The sequence below is a fragment of the Microbacterium sp. B19(2022) genome, from assembly GCF_012030385.1.
Taxonomy (GTDB): Bacteria; Actinomycetota; Actinomycetes; order Actinomycetales; family Microbacteriaceae; genus Microbacterium; species Microbacterium oxydans_B.
Genome location: NZ_JAAUVO010000002.1, coordinates 110,647 through 127,194, shown reverse-complemented (window position 1 = coordinate 127,194; position 16,548 = coordinate 110,647). Strand labels below are relative to the sequence as shown.

Here is a 16,548-nt window from a genome sequence, read left to right as displayed (position 1 = left end):
AAACATTGGCCGAAAGTCACCCACGAGCATCCGCCGCCCCGCACCCGCTCCCGGCCCGCGAGCGCACGGGTTGCTCGCGAGCGCACGGGCTACGCGCGGCAACAAGCCGTGCACTCGACAACAAGCCGTGCACTCGGCACTACGAGCGTGCACCCGGCAGTACGAGCGCGAGGCTCAGGAGCCGATGAACTCCTCGGTCTCGCCGAAGGAGGGCTCCTCGCGGATCTCGACCGTCGCACCGAGGCCGTCGGTGTCGAGCACCACGATCTCGTTGCGTCCGACGCACCACAGGGGCGCGGGCGCATAGAGCGTCTCCTGCGGACCCACCTTCCAGTACCGGCCGAGGAGGAATCCGTTCAACCAGACCATCCCCTTCGATCCGCCAGGGAAGGCCAGCCACGCGTCGAGGGGCTCGGCGATGTCGAAGGAGGCGATGGCCACACCCTCGGACGCACCGTCATCCGCCCCCGCGACAGAGGTCGGAACCTCCTGCGGGACGAGGCGATGCGTCCACCCGTTCACCAGGCGGCGGCCGATCATCACGCCACGCATGATGCCCTTGCCCTCGCCGGTGTACGGACCGTAGTTGATGCGCCCGAGACTCTCGACGACGATCGTCAGGCGACCCGAACCCGCGGCACCGGGAAGCGCCAGCGTCGTCTCGCCGTCACGCTCGAGGACCCCGAGCGGTCGACGGTCGAGGAACACCACGGCGCGGTCGTGCAGCCCGTCGATCGTGAGCGTCGCATCGGCGGGGTACGACACTTCGGCCTCGTAGGCGACGAGACCGTCCTCGGCGCCGAGCTCCTCGAACGTGCGCGGTCGCGGCGTGACCGGGCCGGCCACCGGAAGGCTCGCGACGAGGTCCAGCAGCGACGCGCGCGGATGCAGGGTGGCGGACGCCGCGGCCTGTCGACGCGGCGGGGAGGGAACCGGAGGCAGCCCGCCCGCATGGAACGGCGCGAACAGGGCGCGCAGGGCGTGGAACTTCTCGTTGAGGGTGCCGTCCTCGCCGATCGGCGCATCCGAGTCGTAGCTCGTCAGGGTCGGCTGCAGCACCCGGTCGTGATTCGCACCGTTCCAGAGCCCGAAGTTCGTCCCTCCGTGCGCCATGTAGAGACTGACCGATCCGCCGGCGGCCAGGAGCTCGTCGACGGTCCCCCCGGCGCTGGCGGCGGATCGCACATGGTGCCGCTCACCCCAATGATCGAACCATCCGCCCCACAGCTCGCTGCACATGAGCGCATCGCCACGGCGGCGCAGCTCCACGGCCGTGGCGACACCGGTGCCGAAGGTGAAGGTGGCCATCGCTCCCGGCACGCTGCCGTGCTCGATCATGTCGCCCGTGATGCCGTCGGCCGTCGTGAGCATCTCGATCAGTCCGCGACGGCGCAGCCCGTCACGCAGATGAGCGAGGTACGCGGCATCACTGCCGAACGACCCGTACTCGTTCTCGATCTGGATGGCGACGATCGGTCCGCCCTGCGAGGCCTGGAGCGGGACGAGCCGCGGAATGAGTTCGTCGTACCAGGCGTCGACCGCGGCGAGGAATGCGGGGTCGCTGGTGCGCAGCGCCGCGACGCGCCCCGACAGCCAGAACGGGATGCCGCCGTTGGACCACTCCGCGCAGATGTACGGGCTGGGTCGCAGGAACACGTCGAGACCGACCTCCCCCGCGAGGCGGATGAAGCGCTCGAGGTCTCGCCAACCGTCGAAGCGGATGTCACCCTCGGCGCGCTCGTGGAAGTTCCAGGCGACGTACGTGTCGACGGTGTTCGCGCCCATCGCCGCCAGTCGCCGGAGCCGGTCCTCCCACTGGTCCGGATGCACGCGGAAGTAGTGGATCGAACCGGCGAGGATGCGGTGCGAGACCCCCTCACGGAGGATCTCCCCGTCTCGCCAGGTCAGCGTGGGCGCGTCGATCGGCGACGCGGCGTCCGGGGCGTCGACGGCAGCGAAAGAGCCGTCGAGAGCCGAGGCGAGAAGGTCAGGCATAGCGCTCCAAGCACGAGTGTTTGCGTTCACATTATCGCATCACCACGGCCACCGCCTCCTGATATTCCGCCGATTGATCGCTACCATTGATCACATGTCACCACGCCGCCCCAAAGACGACCGCGCGCCCAGCCAGGTCGATGTCGCCCAGCTGGCCGGCGTCTCGACGCAGACCGTCTCGCGCGTCATGTCCGGACAGGGCACGGTCCGCCCCGACACCGCCCGGCGAGTGATGGCCGCGGTCGAAGAGCTCGGATACCGCGTGCACGCCGCCGCCGCTTCCCTCGCCTCGGGCCGCACACGCGTGCTCGGCGTGATCGTGGTCTCGACCGACCGCTACTCGTCCGCAGCTCTCGGCGTCGGCATCCAGCAGGCGGCCGCGGCGAACGGGTACACGGTGACCACGGCGGCGGTCGCCGATCATGCATCAGCCGAATCCTTCCTGGAGGCCTTCGATCGACTCGAACGTCAGGGCGCCGAAGGCATCATCCTCGGCGTGCCGGTCGAACTCGACAGTCCCGCGATGCGGGCCCGCACCGAGCGCACCCCGGCCACCCGCAGCGAGCGCACCTCACTCGACGAGGACGCCCCGCTCGCCGTGGACCAGCGCGCGATCGCCCGTCTCGCCGTGGAGCATCTCCTCGACCTCGGACACTCGACCGTCTGGCACGTGTCGGGCGACGACTACTGGACAGAGACGCAGCAGCGCAGCGAGGCCTGGGAGCAGACACTGCGCGATCGCGGCATCGCGCCGCCGCCCGTCATCCCCGCCGACTGGACTCCCGAGTCGGGCTACCGCGCCGGCCGCACGATCGCGGCCATCCCCGAGGTCACCGCGGTGTTCGTCAGCAGTGACGAGATGGCCTTCGGTCTGATCCGGGCACTGCACGAGGCCGGCCGCAGCGTGCCCGACGACGTCTCGGTGGTGAGCGTCGACGACATCGCCCTCGCCGCCTACGCCTCTCCCGCGCTCACGACCGTTCGCCAGCCGTTCGAGGCGATGGGGCGGGCGGCCGCTCTCCGGGTCATCGCCCAGATCGAGGGGCACGAGGCGGTCGGCGAGGTTCCGTCCACCGATCCTCAGCTCATCGTGCGCTCGTCCACCGCACCTCCGCGCTCGACCCGCTGACCCCGGAGGTCACCAGCGTCCGTGCCGGCGCTCCCACTCGTCCTCGACCGTACGGCGACGCCCGGCGACGATGCCCGCGGGAATCGAGACGATGAGCACACCGGCGATGACGAGCAGCGGGATCTGCCAACCGGCGGTCGTCTCGTGGAGCAGCCCGACCAGCAACGGGAAGGTCGCGGCGATCGCGTAGCCGATGCTCTGCACGAACCCGCTCAGCGCGACGGCACTCTCCGAGGTGCGGGCCCGGATGCTCAGCAGCACGAGGCTCAGCGGGAACATGATGGCCGTGAGGCCGAAGATGCTCACCCACAGCGGCAGCGCGACCGTCGGGACCAGCAGGAGCCCGGTGAGCCCCACGAGACCGCCGATGACGGCGACGAAGAAGAGCGGGCGCGTGGCCTGGAAGCGGACCACGAGAATCGGCACCAGCAGCGAGCAGGGCAGGCCGATCAGTGCGAACAGGGAGAGCAGGAGTCCGGCCGTCGCCGGAGTCACCCCGCCGATGTCGACGAGCATCGTCGGCATCCACGCGAACGACACGTAGGCCATTGTCGACGAGGTACCGAAGACGACGGCGAGAGCCCAGGCCAGCGGCAGTCGCCAGAGGCGAGCGAAGTGCCGCCGGTTCGTCGGCGCGCTGGAGATCGGGCCCGTCACGGTCGCGACCGCATCCCGGAAGTCGTCGACCCCGTCGGTGGGATCGGGGACGAGGAGCTCGGCCTTCACCGGCTCGTCCCGACGCGACCCGTTCTTGAGCAGCAGCGCCACCCACGGCACGAGCGCGATCCCCGCGACGATGCCCCACATCCCGAGCGACACCCGCCAGCCGAGGGTGTCGGCGACCGGAACGGCCGCCAGCGGGGGCAGGAACGTCGACACGGCCAACGTGGTCGAGTAGATCGTCATGACGATCCCGAGACGATCCGGGAAGTACTTCTTCACCAGCGGCGGCAGCAGCACGTTGCCCGAGCCCACGCCCGCGAAAACGACCACGGTCGCGGCGAGCAGGCTCGTCGAGTCCACCGCGAATCCTCGCAGCAGCATGCCCAGCGCCATCAGCGTGATCGCGGCGACCGCCATCCGCTCCAGGCCGAATCGCCGCTCGAGCAGCGGGGTGAGCAGCCCGAAGATGGCGAAGCACACCGGGGGCGCGGCGCCGATCAGACCGACGACCAGCGGCGAGACCGGGAAGTCCGCGGCGACATGATCGATCACCGGCGACAGGGAGGCCACTGCCGACCGCAGCGAGAAAGCCACCAGGACGATCCCCGCGAGTGCGAGAGCCCGACCGTGCCACAGCGGTCGTGCGCTCGGCATCGTCATGAGGTCTGTGACCCCTCCACCCAGGCGAGGTATTCGTCCGAGACCGTGCCCGTCACGTAGCGGCCGTCGAAGCAGCTCATGTCGAGATCGGTGAGGACCGAGCCCTCGATGATCGCTGCCTTGAGGTCGTCGACCTCCTGGTAGACGAGGTGATCGCAGCCGAGCACTTCGGCGATCTCGGGGATCGTGCGCCCGTGGGCGATGAGTTCGTGGCGCGACGGCATGTTGATGCCGTAGACGTGCGGATACCGCACCGGCGGAGCCGCGGATGCGAAGGTGACCGAGGCGGCACCGGCATCCCGCGCCATCTGGATGATCTCCTTGGAGGTCGTCCCGCGCACGATCGAGTCGTCGATCAGCAGCACATTCTTGCCCTGGAACTCGGTCGACATGGCGTTGAGCTTCTGGCGCACGCTCTTCTTGCGCACCGCCTGCCCCGGCATGATGAAGGTGCGGCCGACGTAGCGGTTCTTGTAGAAGCCCTCGCGGTACTCGATGCCGAGCTTGCGCGCGACCTCCATCGCGGCCGGGCGCGAGGAGTCGGGGATCGGCATGACCACGTCGATCTTGTCCATCGGCACGTGCTTCGCGATCGTGTCGGCGAGGCGGTCGCCCATGCGCAGACGCGACTCGTACACCGAGATGCCGTTCATGACCGAGTCGGGACGGGCGAGGTAGACGTACTCGAAGGCGCAGGGCGCGAGCGTCGCGGCCGTGGCGCACTGCTTGGAGAACAGCTCGCCGTCGGTGGTGATGAAGACGGCCTCGCCCGGCTCGACCTCGCGGACGACGTCGTAGTCGCCGTTCTCGAGCACGAGCGACTCGCTGGCGACGACCCACTCGTCCTTGCCCTCCGCGCCGGGGACGGTCGACGGACGACGACCCAGGATCAGCGGACGGATGCCGAACGGGTCGCGGAAGGCGAGCAGACCGTAGCCGGCGATCACGGCGATCACGGCATAGGCGCCTTCGATGCGCTCGTGCGTGCGGGCGACAGCCTCGAACACCCGCTCGGGGTCGAGGTCGACGGTCGAGGTCGTGTTCTGCAGCTCACCGGCGAGCACGTTGAGCAGCAGCTCGGTGTCACTCGACGAGTTGAGGTGACGGCGGTCGCGCTTCGCCATGTCGGCCGTGAGCTCACGCGTGTTGGTGAGGTTGCCGTTGTGGATGAGGATGATGCCGTACGGCGCGTTCACGTAGAACGGCTGCATCTCCTCTTCGTTCGAGGCCGTGCCCTTGGTCGCGTACCGCACGTGACCGAGGCCGACGTTGCCGAGCAGCGCACGCATGTCGCGGGTGCGGAACGCCTCGCGGACCATGCCCTGCGCCTTGGCGTTGTGCATCACGCCGTTCGCCTCGGCGGTGGCGATACCCGTCGCATCCTGGCCGCGGTGCTGCAGCAGCAGGAGTGCGTCGTAGATGTCCTGATTGACCGGGGCAGAGCCCACCATTCCGACAATGCCGCACATGGGCTCTTACTTCGCTCCGTCCGCGTAGGCGCCGACCAGGCGCACTGCTCCACCGTCGACGCCCTTGGCGCCCTGCTCGAATTCGCCGGTCGGACGCGGGCCGAAGCCGACGGTCCCGACCTGCCACGAGGGCATGCCCTCGGCGTTCAGCGCCGCGATCGCGGCATCCTTCTTGTCTGCGGCGACCACGGCGAGGAAGCCGATGCCGAGGTTCCAGGTGCCCTCCGCGGACTCCAGCGTGGAGCCGGCGATGTCGCTGAGCACCCGGAAGACGGGGCTCGGCGACCAGCTGTTGCGGTCGACCTCGGCCCAGCTGCCCTGCGGGAGCACGCGCGCGAGGTTCGCCGCGATGCCGCCGCCGGTGACGTGGCTGAGGGCGTGGACGCCTCCGGTCCCGGCAGAAGCGCCGAGCTGCTCGATGAGTCGCAGCAGCGGAAGCGTGTAGAGGCGGGTCGGCTCGAGCAGAGCCTCACCCCAGGTGGTGCCGAAGTCGGCGGCGTTGTCGCCGTAGCCGATGCCGGCACGGGTGACGATGTGGCGCACGAGCGAGTAGCCGTTGGAGTGTAGTCCGCTGGAGGCGACCGCGATCACGGCGTCGCCGTCTTGCACGCGATCCGCACCGAGGATGGCATCCGCCTCGACCACACCGGTGGCCGCGCCGGCGACGTCGTAGTCACGCGGGCCGAGCAGGCCCGGGTGCTCCGCGGTCTCGCCGCCGACCAGCGCGGTGCCGGTGGCCGAGCACGCCTGAGCGATACCGCGGACGATGTCGGCGATGCGCTCGGGGACGACCTTGCCGCACGCGATGTAGTCGGTCATGAAGAGCGGCTTCGCGCCCACCACGACGATGTCGTCGACCACCATGCCGACCAGGTCCTGGCCGATCGTGTCGTGCTTGTCGATCGCCTGCGCGATCGCGACCTTCGTGCCGACGCCGTCGGTGCTGGTCGCGAGCAGCGGGCGACGGAAGTCGCGCAGCGCGCTGGCATCGAACAGGCCGGCGAACCCGCCGACACCGCCGAGCACCTCGGGGCCGTGCGTCGCGCGCACGGAAGACTTCATCAGCTCGACGGCAAGATCACCTGCAGCGGTGTCGACGCCGGCTTCGGAATAGGGATTGGTGGGGGAGGCAGCCACGCCCCCAGCCTACCGCCCGCAGGCGGTCCGACTCTCCGCGAGAGACGACCTCGGATCCGGACCCCCTCCCCGCCTACGATGGGGCCATGGCCGACAAGCCGCAGTGGCTCATCCGCGAAGACGCGAGCGTTCCGGTGCTCGTCGCGCTCGCGCTGCGCCAGCAGCTCGGGATCCGGGCGCCGGAGGACCTTCCCGCCCTTCGCGATCTCGCCGTGCGCGCGCCGGACGCCGCCGATGCCTCCCCCGCCGTCGAGGAGCAGTGGCGGAACTACTGGGACATGACGGTCGAGCCGCGCGCGCATCCGTCGGACGTGCCGCTCGAGCTCATCGACGGCTTCGACACCCTCGTGGCCCTGCCCGCCACCGGCGCGGAGGAGCTCACCACCGCGATCGCCCCGCAGGCGACATCCGCACTCCTGTACGCGCACGCCGCACATGACCGGTACGTGAGCTCGATGAAGAGCCACACCGGGGGCGATGCCTACCGCGCCTATGCGAGTGCGATCGCGGAGTTCGAGCGCGAGGTCGGCCGTCGCGCGCACTCGTTCGAGCTGAACGTGCAGGTGCTGCCGCTGTCGCAGCGCGGCATCTGGTGGATCGGAGACCTCTCGGTCGCCGTGACCGACGGTCTGCGCCGCGACGTCGTGGCGTTCGACACCGCCATCCGCCCGGTGATCGCCGAGCTGGCGTAGGGGTCAGTCCTCGACGACGGTCTCGCGGTCGACCTGCACGACGCGGTCGTGACGGCGGGCGATGCGCTCCATGACGAGGCCCGCGATTCCGCCCAGGGCGAGACCGATCGGCGCGGTCCACAGCAGCAGGAACCCGAAGACCTGACCAGGCGGGTAGACGACATCGAGAGCCTGCGACTCGTCGAAGCTGCCGGTCCAGGTGAGGATGCCGGCGGCGATGATGCCGAGCACGACGCCGATGCCCATGAGCACGCCGTACCGCGGCACACGGCGCACGGTCGCTTCGACGGTCTGGTGGGAGTCGGTGGGGGCCATACCTCCATTGTCCCACCGTCGGCGGATGGCGGGAACCGGGTCGGCGGACGGCAGAGAACGGCCCTCCCCGCGTCCGCCGCGGGGAGGGCCGTTCCGTCTTCTGCCTCGACTCAGACCTCGGTCGTCGTCTCGGCCGTCTCGTCCTTGCGGTTGCGCCGGGCGATCAGCACACCGCCGGTCGCCGCGAGCGCCACGACAACCAGGCCGCCGACGATCCACGGCCATACCGGGGCGCCGTCTTCGTCTGCCGGCTCGGTTACCGCGGTGACGGCGGTGGTGGCTTCGGAGTCGACCTCGGCCTCTTCCTCCACCGCGACGCCGCACTCGGCGTCGACTGGGATGACCGCCGTCACCGGGTCGAGCGCCTCGCCGGCGGCGTAGGTGCCGAACGCGGCAGCCCCCGCCTCGGTCAGAGTGGCCGGGAGGGCGTCGAGCGAGAGCTTGCCGTCGACGACCGCGGCATCACCGAGAGCGAACTCTGCGAGGCGGACGGCCTTCTGGTCGACGTTCTCGCCACCCTGCGTGGTGCCGCTCACGTCGAAGACGAGGTAGCCCTTGTCTCCGGCGAGTTCGAGCCGCGCGTTCGCGAGCGTCGTGTTCAGCGCACCGTCGTGGCCCGTGAACGTGATGCTGCCGCCATAGGTGATGACTCCGGTGAGGGTCTCGTCATCGAAGGATCCGGCGCCGTTCTCCCACACGTAGTCCGGGTAACGGTACTCTACGTCGGTCAGCGTCCAGCCACCCTTCGCGATGCCCTCGATGTACGTGCGGAACGACTCCTTGTAGCCCCACTGCAGCGAGGCCCCGTCGACCGTGCACGCACCGATCACGGTCTTCGCGCGGGTGAGCGTGAACGCCAGACCGCGGTCGACCGAGCCCTGCAGGGTGAGCGTGTGCGCACCGTCTTCGAGGCTGGCGGGCAGCGTGCCCGACCAGGTCGCGAGGCCCGCGGCATCCGCGGTCACCGTGTCGAGAAGCACGGGGGTCGAATACACGACCACCTTGATGCCCTCTTCGTTCGGCTGGAAACCGGATGCGGTGATGGTGGCCGACTGCCCGGACTCGAGCGCAGCGAGGTTCTCCGCGTCGACGTCGATGCCGTCCGATGCCGGCGGTGCCGCGGGCAGGGTCGTCTTCGCCTTCACGGCGGCCGCAGCCACGGTGCCCGTGTTCCCGGCAGGCGCTGCCGCGACCGAGCCGATCGTGAACGTGACCGGGTTCAGGTCGGTCGAGTAGCCCGACAGCACCCGGTCACGACCGGCCGCCGTCAGCGACGCCGGAGCGGCGGTGTACGTGACGGCACCGTTTGCCGAGACGCGCGCGGCCCGCGAGAGGTCGAGCGTCGCGAACGGCACCTGGGCACCGCCACTCGTCACGAAGAGCGTCGCCGCTCCCGCCGAGGTGATGCGGATCTGCGGGTTCGACACGGTCACGTCGAGCACCCCGTGGTGTCCCGTGAAGCGCACCGATCCGCGGTAGACGACGCTGCCGAGCCCGGTCTTCACGTCGAAGTCTCCCCCGACGGTCTGCCCGAACTGGAACTGGCTACCCGAGCGCGTCGCGCCGTCGGAGACCGAGATCGCGCCCTGCGCGATGCCGCCCGTGATGTAGCTCGCGAACTTCGACGAGATCGCCCAGCGGAGCGATCCGCCAGGAACGCTCGCCGGCGGAGTCGTCGGCGTCGTCGGCGGCTTCGGGTCGGTGGGCTTCTCGCCGAACAGCGTGCGCCACTTGGCGTCCGTGATCGTCACGTCACCTCGCACGTAGATCGTGTCGGCGGTCGGCATCGTGTGCTGCTTCCACACGATCACCTCGTACGACTTCGTGCGATCGAGGTTCTTCGCCGCCGTCGTGAGATCGACCGCGAACGAGCCGAACGTGATCTTCGTCACGTACTGCATCGCGAGGAAGCCACCGCCAGCCGTCACATCCGCCTCGGTGCCCTTCTCGATCAGAGCGGCGTACGCGCCGGAGATGTCACCGAGCTTCGAGGCCGCGGCCGTCACGGTCAGACCGTCCTTCGCCGTTGCCGTCTTGACGGTCGCGCCGAGGGCGGGGCCCTCCGGGAAGATCGCGTTCCACTGCTCATCGCTGACCGGCACGGTCGCACGGGCGTAGATGGTGCCGGCATCCGGCATCGTGTGCTGCTTCCAGACGATGACCTCGTAGGACTTCGTGCGGTCGAGGGTGTCGGCGGCCGCCGTCAGGTCGACGCTGAACGCGCCGCCGGTGATCTTCTGCACGTACTGCATCGCGAGGAAGCCACCGCCGGCCGTGACATCCGCCTCGGTGCCCTTCTCGATCACCGCGGCGTACGCCCCGGTGATCGCGCCCAGCTTCGATGCCTCCGCCGTGACGGTCAGACCGTCCTTCGCCGTCGCCGCCTTCACCGTGGCGGTGAGGCCCGCAGTGTCGCCGTAGTTGAGGGCGACGCTCTGCTCCTGGTCGGCGTTGACCACGCCACCCGCTGCGTACGTGTAGATGCCGTACGCACCCGGGGTCGCTGCCGCGTCCTTCAGAGTCAGGGTCGCCTCGAAGGTCCCGTCGGCGGCGATGTCCACCCACTGCGAACGGATCGCCCCCTGGTACTGCGCGGGAACCTGGTTCAGGACACCCTCGGAGAGCGCCCAGACCTGCGCTCCGACCGAGCGGGTCGACGACGCGGCGCCGGTGGACGGCTGCCACGTCGAGGCGAAGTTGCCGAACACCACGTACGTGCCCTGCGGCAGATCCTTCGGGATCGGAACACCGCGCCCGCCGACGTTGGCCGCCGGGTCGTAACCGGACCCCTTCACGACGACCTTGTCGCCGGCCTTGAGGGCAGAGGCGCCGGCCGGCGTCGTGCCGTCGGCCAGGAACACCTCGATCGCCGGAGTGAGCGGCGCGGGCTGCAGGGTCTCCCACTGCGCGTCGGTGATGGCGATTGTTGCGCGGGCGTAAATCGTGCTCGCGTCGGGGTTCGAGTGCTGCTTCCAGACGATGAGCTCGTAGGACTTCGTGCGGTCCAGCGTGTCGGCGGCCGCCGTCAGGTCGACGGTGAACGCGCCACCGGTGATCGAGCGCACGTACTGCATCGCGAGGAACCCGCCGCTGCCGGTCACGTTCGCCTCGGTGCCCGTCTCGATCACCGCGGCGTACGCCCCGGTGATCGCGCCCAGCTTCGAGCCGGATGCGGTGACGGTCAGCCCGTCCTTCGCGGTCGCGGTCTTCACAGACGCGGAGGCGAGAGCGGTCTCGGAGTACGTCAGGGCGACGCTCTGCTCCTGGTCGGCGTTGACCACGCCGCCCGCTGCGTAGGTGTAGACGCCGTAGGAACCGGGGGTCGCTGTCGCGTCCTTCAGAGTGAGGGTCGCCTGGAACGTGCCGTCATCCGCGATGTCGACCCACTGCGAGCGGATCGCACCCTGATACTGCGAAGGAACCTGGTTCAGTACACCCTCGGACAGCGCCCACACCTGCGCTCCGACCGAGCGGGTCGACGACGCGGCACCGGTGGACGGCTGCCACGTCGAGGCGAAGTTGCCGAACACCACGTAGGTGCCCTGCGGCAGGTCCTTCGGGATCGGAACACCGCGCCCGCCGACGTTGGCCGCCGGGTCGTAACCCGAGCCCTTCACGACGATCTTGTCGCCGGCCTTGAGAGCAGAGGTGCCGGCCGGGGTCGTGCCGTCAGCCAGGAACACCTCGATCGCCGGGGAGAACGGCGTCTCACCCGGGTTGGTGCCGGGGTCCGTGCCCGGATCGGTGCCGGGGTCCGTTCCCGGGTCAGTTCCGGGATCGGTGCCCGGGTCGGTGCCCGGGTCCGTTCCGGGGTCGGTTCCGGGATCGGTTCCGGGATCGGTTCCAGGATCGGTGCCCGGGTCAGTGCCCGGGTCGGTTCCGGGGTCCGTCCCCGGGTCGGTGCCGGGGTCGGTGGGCACGGGACCGAACACGGCGTCCCACTGCCCCGCGGAGATCGCGACGTCGCCGCGTCCGTAGATCGTCGTCTCGTTCGGGTTCGAGTGCTTCTGCCACACGAGCACCTCGTAGGACTTCGTCCGATCGAGCGAGCCGGCAGGAGCGTCGAGCGTGAACGTGCTCGCCCCTCCGGCGACGGTCGGCATCACGAACGCCGCGTATCCGCCACCGCCGCTGAGGCCGGATTCCGTGCCCTTGACGATGAGGGCCGCGTAGGCGCCTTCGACCTCGGGCAGGCCGCTCGCCTGCACTTGCACGCTCACGCCGGACGTGGCCGTGGAGGCGACCGTCGCCGTGACCGTGGCACCGGCGGCATGCGCGGGCGGAACGATCACCGCACCGGCGGCGACGAGGAGGAAGGACACGAAAGCAGCGAGCAGCACGCGTATGCGGGTGCTCCCTGAGGATGCTGTGGCTGTGGCGTTCACGTTTCTCCACGGCTCCGGGCACGCAGAAGAGCACGCGCGCCGGCGGTGCCGCAATGCAGTCGGGCGAAGGGTCGGATGTTGGTTAGGCTTGGCTAAGCAAGCCGCCATTCCTGAGCGTAGAGGTGCGAATCAGCGCGCGTCAAGTTTTAGGATAGCCTTGCCTAATGCGTCGCGTCTTTGCCGTCTTCCTCGTCGCCGCTCTCGCCACAGGTCTCACTGCGTGCGCCGAGCCGGGAGCGAACGCCGCACCACCCGCGGCCGCAGAAGACACCTGCCCGCAGGCGTCCGCTCCCCTCGCCTCGCTCGATCTGATCGACGACGTGCGCGGGCATGAGGGCCCTTCCACCGCGTGCCTCTCCAGCCGCGCGATCGAAGCCGTCGACGACGACACCGCGCCGAAGCTCCCGGTCACCGTGACCGACAGCGAGGGCCGCGAGATCGAGATCACCGACGTCGACCGCATCCTCCCGATCGACATCTCGGGCACGATCGCGTCGACCGTGTTCGCCCTCGGACTCGGCGATCAGGTGGTCGGCCGCGACGCATCCACCGTCTTCGCCGGAACGGAAGACCTCCCGGTCGTCACCAAGACCGGACACACGCTCAACGCCGAGGCGATCCTCGAGCTCGCGCCGACCGTCGTCCTCACCGACACCACGATCGGTCCGAAAGAGGTCCGTCAGCAGCTGCGCGACGCGGGCATCGCGGTCGTGGTGATCTCCAGCGATCGGCGACTGGACACGACCGACGAGCTGGTCACCGAGATCGCCACAGCCCTCGGGGTGCCGAGCCGCGGCGAGGCGCTCATCGCGCGGCTCGACGCCTCGGTCGACGAGACGCTCGCCGAGATCGCCGAGGTCGTGCCCGCCGACGAGTCCGATCGCGCGCGCATGCTCTTCCTCTACGTGCGCGGTAGCGCCAACGTCTACTACATCTTCGGCGAGGACTCCGGCGCCGACTCCCTCATCGACGCGGTCGGCGGGGTCGACGTCGCGGCCGAGATCGGCTGGGAGGGCATGAAGCCGATGACCGCCGAGGCCCTCGTCGCCGCGCAGCCCGATGTGCTGGTGATGATGACCGATGGACTCGAGTCGGTCGGGGGCATCGACGGCTTGATCGAGCGGATCCCGGCCGTCGCCGAGACACCAGCCGGAGCGCACCGTCGGGTGATCGACATGGCCGACAGCGAGATCCTCAGCTTCGGCCCGCGCACCGCCGATGTGATCGGCGCCCTGGCCCGCGCCCTGTACGCCCCCGAGCCCGCGAAGTGACCGGCGAGGTCGTCACTCCGACGCCGACCAGGCACCGGAGACTCCGGTTCGCCCTGGTGACGGTCGGCCTGGTCGTCGCACTCGCGATCACCTGCGTCGTCTCGATCACGAGCGGGCAGTACGACCTGTCCCCCACCGCGCTGGTCGGCGTGCTGCTGCGCGGCGTCGGGATCGACACCGCCTGGGCGCCCGCGGCATCCACCGACTACGGCGTGATCTTCAACCTGCGGATGCCGCGCATCGTGCTCGGCCTCCTCGTCGGCGCGGCCCTCGCCGTCTCGGGCGTGCTCATGCAGGCGATCTTCGGCAACCCACTCGCGGATGCCGGCGTCGTCGGCGTCTCGTCGGGTGCGGCACTCGGCGCGGCGGCGAGCATCACGTTCGGACTCGCGACCTTCGGGATGTGGACCACGCCCGCATTCGCGTTCGCCGGCGGCCTGATCGCCGTGTTCTCGGTGTACTTCATCAGCCGATCCGGCGGCCGCACCGAGGTCGTGACGCTGCTGCTCACGGGCATCGCGATCAACGCCATCGCCGGCGCGGGCTTGGCCTTCCTCACGTTCCTCGGCACGACGTCGACGCGCGAGCAGATCGTGTTCTGGCAGCTCGGGTCGCTGAACGGCGCCCTGTGGTCGAACATCCAGCTGGTCGCGCCGCTCGTCCTGATCGGCGTCGTGGTCGCCCTGATCGTGGCCCCCAGCCTCGACCTCTTCGCCCTCGGCGAGCGCACCGCGCGACACCTCGGCGTCAATGTCGAGCTGCTGCGGATCGTGGTCATCGTGACGGTCGCGCTGCTGGTGTGCGCGGCGGTCGCCTTCGCCGGGATCATCGGCTTCGCCGGACTCATCGTGCCGCACCTGATGCGCATGCTGATCGGCCCCGCCCACCTGCCCCTCGTGATCGCCTCGGCGCTCGGCGGCGCACTGCTCATCGCCGTCGCCGACCTCGTCGCGCGCACCGCCGTTCCGCTCGCCGACCTGCCGATCGGCATGATCACCTCGCTCGTGGGCGGCCCGTTCTTCCTGTGGCTGCTCGTGCGCACGCGCCGCCGTTCGGGAGGCTGGGCATGACCGTGCGGCTCCGCGGCGCGGGGCTCACGGTGCGCGTCGGTGAGGGGCGGACGATCCTCGACGACGCCTCCATCGAGATCCACGGCGGCGAGATCCACGCCCTGGTCGGTCCGAACGGGGCGGGCAAGTCCACCCTGTTCGGGGTGCTCGCCGGCGATGTGACCGCGCAGGCGGGAACGGTCGAGATCGACGATCAGCCGATCGCGCAGGTGAAGCCGCGCCTCCTCGCCCGGGAGCGCGCCGTGCTGCTGCAGGAGAACGCGGTCACCTTCCCCTTCAGCGCCGAGCAGGTGGTGCGCATGGGTCGGACGCCCTGGGCGCGCACGCCGGCGGCGGACGATGATGACGAGCTGGTGGCTGCGGCCATGGCGCAGACCGAGGTGACGGCGCTCAAGGCCCGCGCGGTGCCCTCGCTCTCCGGCGGCGAGCGCGCCCGCGTCGCGCTCGCCCGCGTGATCGCCCAGAGCACCGGCATCCTGCTGCTCGACGAGCCGACCGCCGCACTCGACCTCAAGCATCATGAAGACGTCATGCGGCTGATCCGTGGGCGGGCGGATGCCGGCATCGCCGTGGCGATCGTGCTGCACGACCTCAATGCCGCACTCGCCCACGCCGACCGTGTCACGCTGCTCTCCGACGGCCGGGTCGCGGCGACGGGCACGGCGGCCGAGGTGCTGACGGCCGCGCGGATCGAGCAGGTCTACGGCCAGGCGGTCGACGTGTTCCCGCATCCGACCACGGGGGTGCCTTTGGTGGTCGCTCGGCGCTGAGTCGCGTCCCGGCCACGCGCGCCGGACTACTCCTCGTCGCGCAGGGAGCGGATCATGCCCCGCAGGATCTTCCGCGCGCCCGCCTGCTCGGCCTCGGTCATGCCCGACAGCATCCGGACCTCGACCGAACGGACGGCGGCCGTCGCCTTCGCGAGACTCTGCCGGCCACGGTCGGTGAGGCGGGCGGGGAGGGCCTTCCCGACCGGCGGCTCGGCGGGCCTGGTCACGAAGCCGTCCCGCTCGAGGGCCTGGAGCAGCACGTTCATCGACTGGCGGGTGACGAACGCGCCGCGCGCGAGCTCGGAGTTCGAGAGGCCGGGGCGCTGGGAGAGCAGCTCGAGGCAGGAGTAGTGCGTGATGGTCATGCCGAGCGGGCGCAGCACCTCCTCCATCGAGGTGCGGAGAGCGCTGGACGCCTCCTTCAGCAGGTAGCCCAGCGACGTGTCGAGCTCGATGCCGGCGCGATCTTGACTCATGTCAGTAGTCTGACATACGCTTACTCATGTCAGAAAACTGACATAAAACGAAGGACTCTCCTCATGCCCGTCACCGGCCCCGATTTCCTCTCCCTCCAGGCGCGCGACCTCGCCGCCTCGCAGGCGTTCTATGAGAGCTACCTCGGACTCGTCCGCTCGCCGGCGGGCCCCCCGCACGCCGTCGTGTTCCAGACGACGCCGATCGCGTTCGCGCTCCGGGACATCGCGCCCGGCACCGACCTGACCGACGTCGCGCAACCGGGAATCGGTGCCGCGATCTGGCTGCACGCCACCGACGTCCAGGCGATCCACGATCGACTCGTCGCCGACGGCCACACCATCGTGGCCGACCCGATCGACGGCCCCTTCGGTCGCACCTTCACCTTCTCCGACCCCGACGGCTACCAGATCACCCTCCACGACCGGGCATGACCCGTACCCCTCCGGGTGCCGGGATGGCCGGCGACATACAATCGCGATGATTGCGAAGGAACGGCGGAGGCGCCGGCAGCGGCG

At 69.9% G+C, this 16,548-nt stretch carries 13 protein-coding genes; 6 read left to right on the top strand and 7 right to left on the bottom strand.

The annotated features are described in order from the left end of the window. Window positions 1-174: 174 nt before the first annotated feature. Window positions 175-1,995 (bottom strand): glycoside hydrolase family 35 protein, encoded by a 1,821-nt coding sequence (locus HCX50_RS02320; protein WP_167632862.1) that lies wholly within the window; start codon window positions 1,993-1,995, stop codon window positions 175-177. Between the two features lie 94 nt (window positions 1,996-2,089). Here HCX50_RS02320 and HCX50_RS02315 point away from each other — a divergent pair, with 94 nt between their 5' ends. Continuing rightward, window positions 2,090-3,124: a LacI family DNA-binding transcriptional regulator gene (locus tag HCX50_RS02315; protein WP_167632861.1), complete on the top strand. Its 1,035-nt coding sequence runs from the start codon at window positions 2,090-2,092 to the stop codon at window positions 3,122-3,124. 9 nt (window positions 3,125-3,133) lie between these two features. On the opposite strand, the gene HCX50_RS02310 is transcribed toward HCX50_RS02315, so the two are convergent. The 3 genes from HCX50_RS02310 to purM are packed head-to-tail and all read right to left on the bottom strand — an operon-like array spanning window position 3,134 to window position 7,053. Continuing rightward, complete coding sequence (locus HCX50_RS02310) at window positions 3,134-4,447, bottom strand: MFS transporter (protein WP_167632860.1); 1,314 nt, start codon at window positions 4,445-4,447, stop codon at window positions 3,134-3,136. After that, on the bottom strand, window positions 4,444-5,916 hold the full coding sequence (gene purF / locus HCX50_RS02305; RefSeq protein ID WP_091032557.1) for an amidophosphoribosyltransferase: 1,473 nt from the start codon (window positions 5,914-5,916) through the stop codon (window positions 4,444-4,446). The genes HCX50_RS02310 and purF overlap by 4 nt, the downstream gene beginning before the upstream one ends. Before the next feature lie 6 nt (window positions 5,917-5,922). Further along, entirely contained in the window at window positions 5,923-7,053 is a 1,131-nt protein-coding gene (gene purM, locus HCX50_RS02300; RefSeq protein ID WP_091032559.1) for a phosphoribosylformylglycinamidine cyclo-ligase, read from the bottom strand. Window positions 7,054-7,139: 86 nt separating this feature from the next. On the opposite strand from purM, the gene HCX50_RS02295 reads away from it, so the two are divergent. After that, on the top strand, window positions 7,140-7,745 hold the full coding sequence (locus tag HCX50_RS02295) for a zinc-binding alcohol dehydrogenase (protein WP_167632859.1): 606 nt from the start codon (window positions 7,140-7,142) through the stop codon (window positions 7,743-7,745). A gap of 3 nt (window positions 7,746-7,748) precedes the next feature. Here HCX50_RS02295 and HCX50_RS02290 read toward each other — a convergent pair whose 3' ends face one another. Together HCX50_RS02290 and HCX50_RS20145 are read right to left on the bottom strand one after the other, a co-directional pair. Further along, on the bottom strand, window positions 7,749-8,060 hold the full coding sequence (locus HCX50_RS02290; RefSeq protein WP_091032565.1) for a hypothetical protein: 312 nt from the start codon (window positions 8,058-8,060) through the stop codon (window positions 7,749-7,751). Window positions 8,061-8,170: 110 nt separating this feature from the next. Further along, window positions 8,171-12,445, bottom strand: coding sequence for an HtaA domain-containing protein (locus HCX50_RS20145; RefSeq protein WP_167632858.1), 4,275 nt, complete (start codon window positions 12,443-12,445; stop codon window positions 8,171-8,173). A gap of 164 nt (window positions 12,446-12,609) precedes the next feature. On the opposite strand from HCX50_RS20145, the gene HCX50_RS02280 reads away from it, so the two are divergent. From HCX50_RS02280 to HCX50_RS02270, 3 genes are read left to right on the top strand one after another with little or no spacing between them, the layout of a single operon-like run. Then, a complete protein-coding gene (locus HCX50_RS02280) occupies window positions 12,610-13,716 on the top strand; it encodes a heme/hemin ABC transporter substrate-binding protein (RefSeq protein WP_167632857.1) in 1,107 nt (368 codons plus the stop codon). Beyond that, on the top strand, window positions 13,713-14,786 hold the full coding sequence (locus tag HCX50_RS02275) for a FecCD family ABC transporter permease (RefSeq protein WP_091032574.1): 1,074 nt from the start codon (window positions 13,713-13,715) through the stop codon (window positions 14,784-14,786). The genes HCX50_RS02280 and HCX50_RS02275 overlap by 4 nt, the downstream gene beginning before the upstream one ends. Continuing rightward, on the top strand, window positions 14,783-15,556 hold the full coding sequence (locus HCX50_RS02270) for a heme ABC transporter ATP-binding protein (RefSeq protein WP_167632856.1): 774 nt from the start codon (window positions 14,783-14,785) through the stop codon (window positions 15,554-15,556). Before HCX50_RS02275 ends, HCX50_RS02270 begins: the two co-directional genes overlap by 4 nt. Window positions 15,557-15,582: 26 nt before the next feature. Here HCX50_RS02270 and HCX50_RS02265 read toward each other — a convergent pair whose 3' ends face one another. Further along, on the bottom strand, window positions 15,583-16,032 hold the full coding sequence (locus tag HCX50_RS02265) for a MarR family winged helix-turn-helix transcriptional regulator (RefSeq protein ID WP_029263090.1): 450 nt from the start codon (window positions 16,030-16,032) through the stop codon (window positions 15,583-15,585). Window positions 16,033-16,095: 63 nt separating this feature from the next. Between HCX50_RS02265 and HCX50_RS02260 the strand changes: the two genes are divergently transcribed. Next, the gene (locus HCX50_RS02260; RefSeq protein ID WP_167632855.1) at window positions 16,096-16,464 is read left to right on the top strand and encodes a VOC family protein; all 369 of its coding nucleotides are present in this window, start codon (window positions 16,096-16,098) and stop codon (window positions 16,462-16,464) included. The last annotated feature ends 84 nt before the right edge of the window (window positions 16,465-16,548 follow it).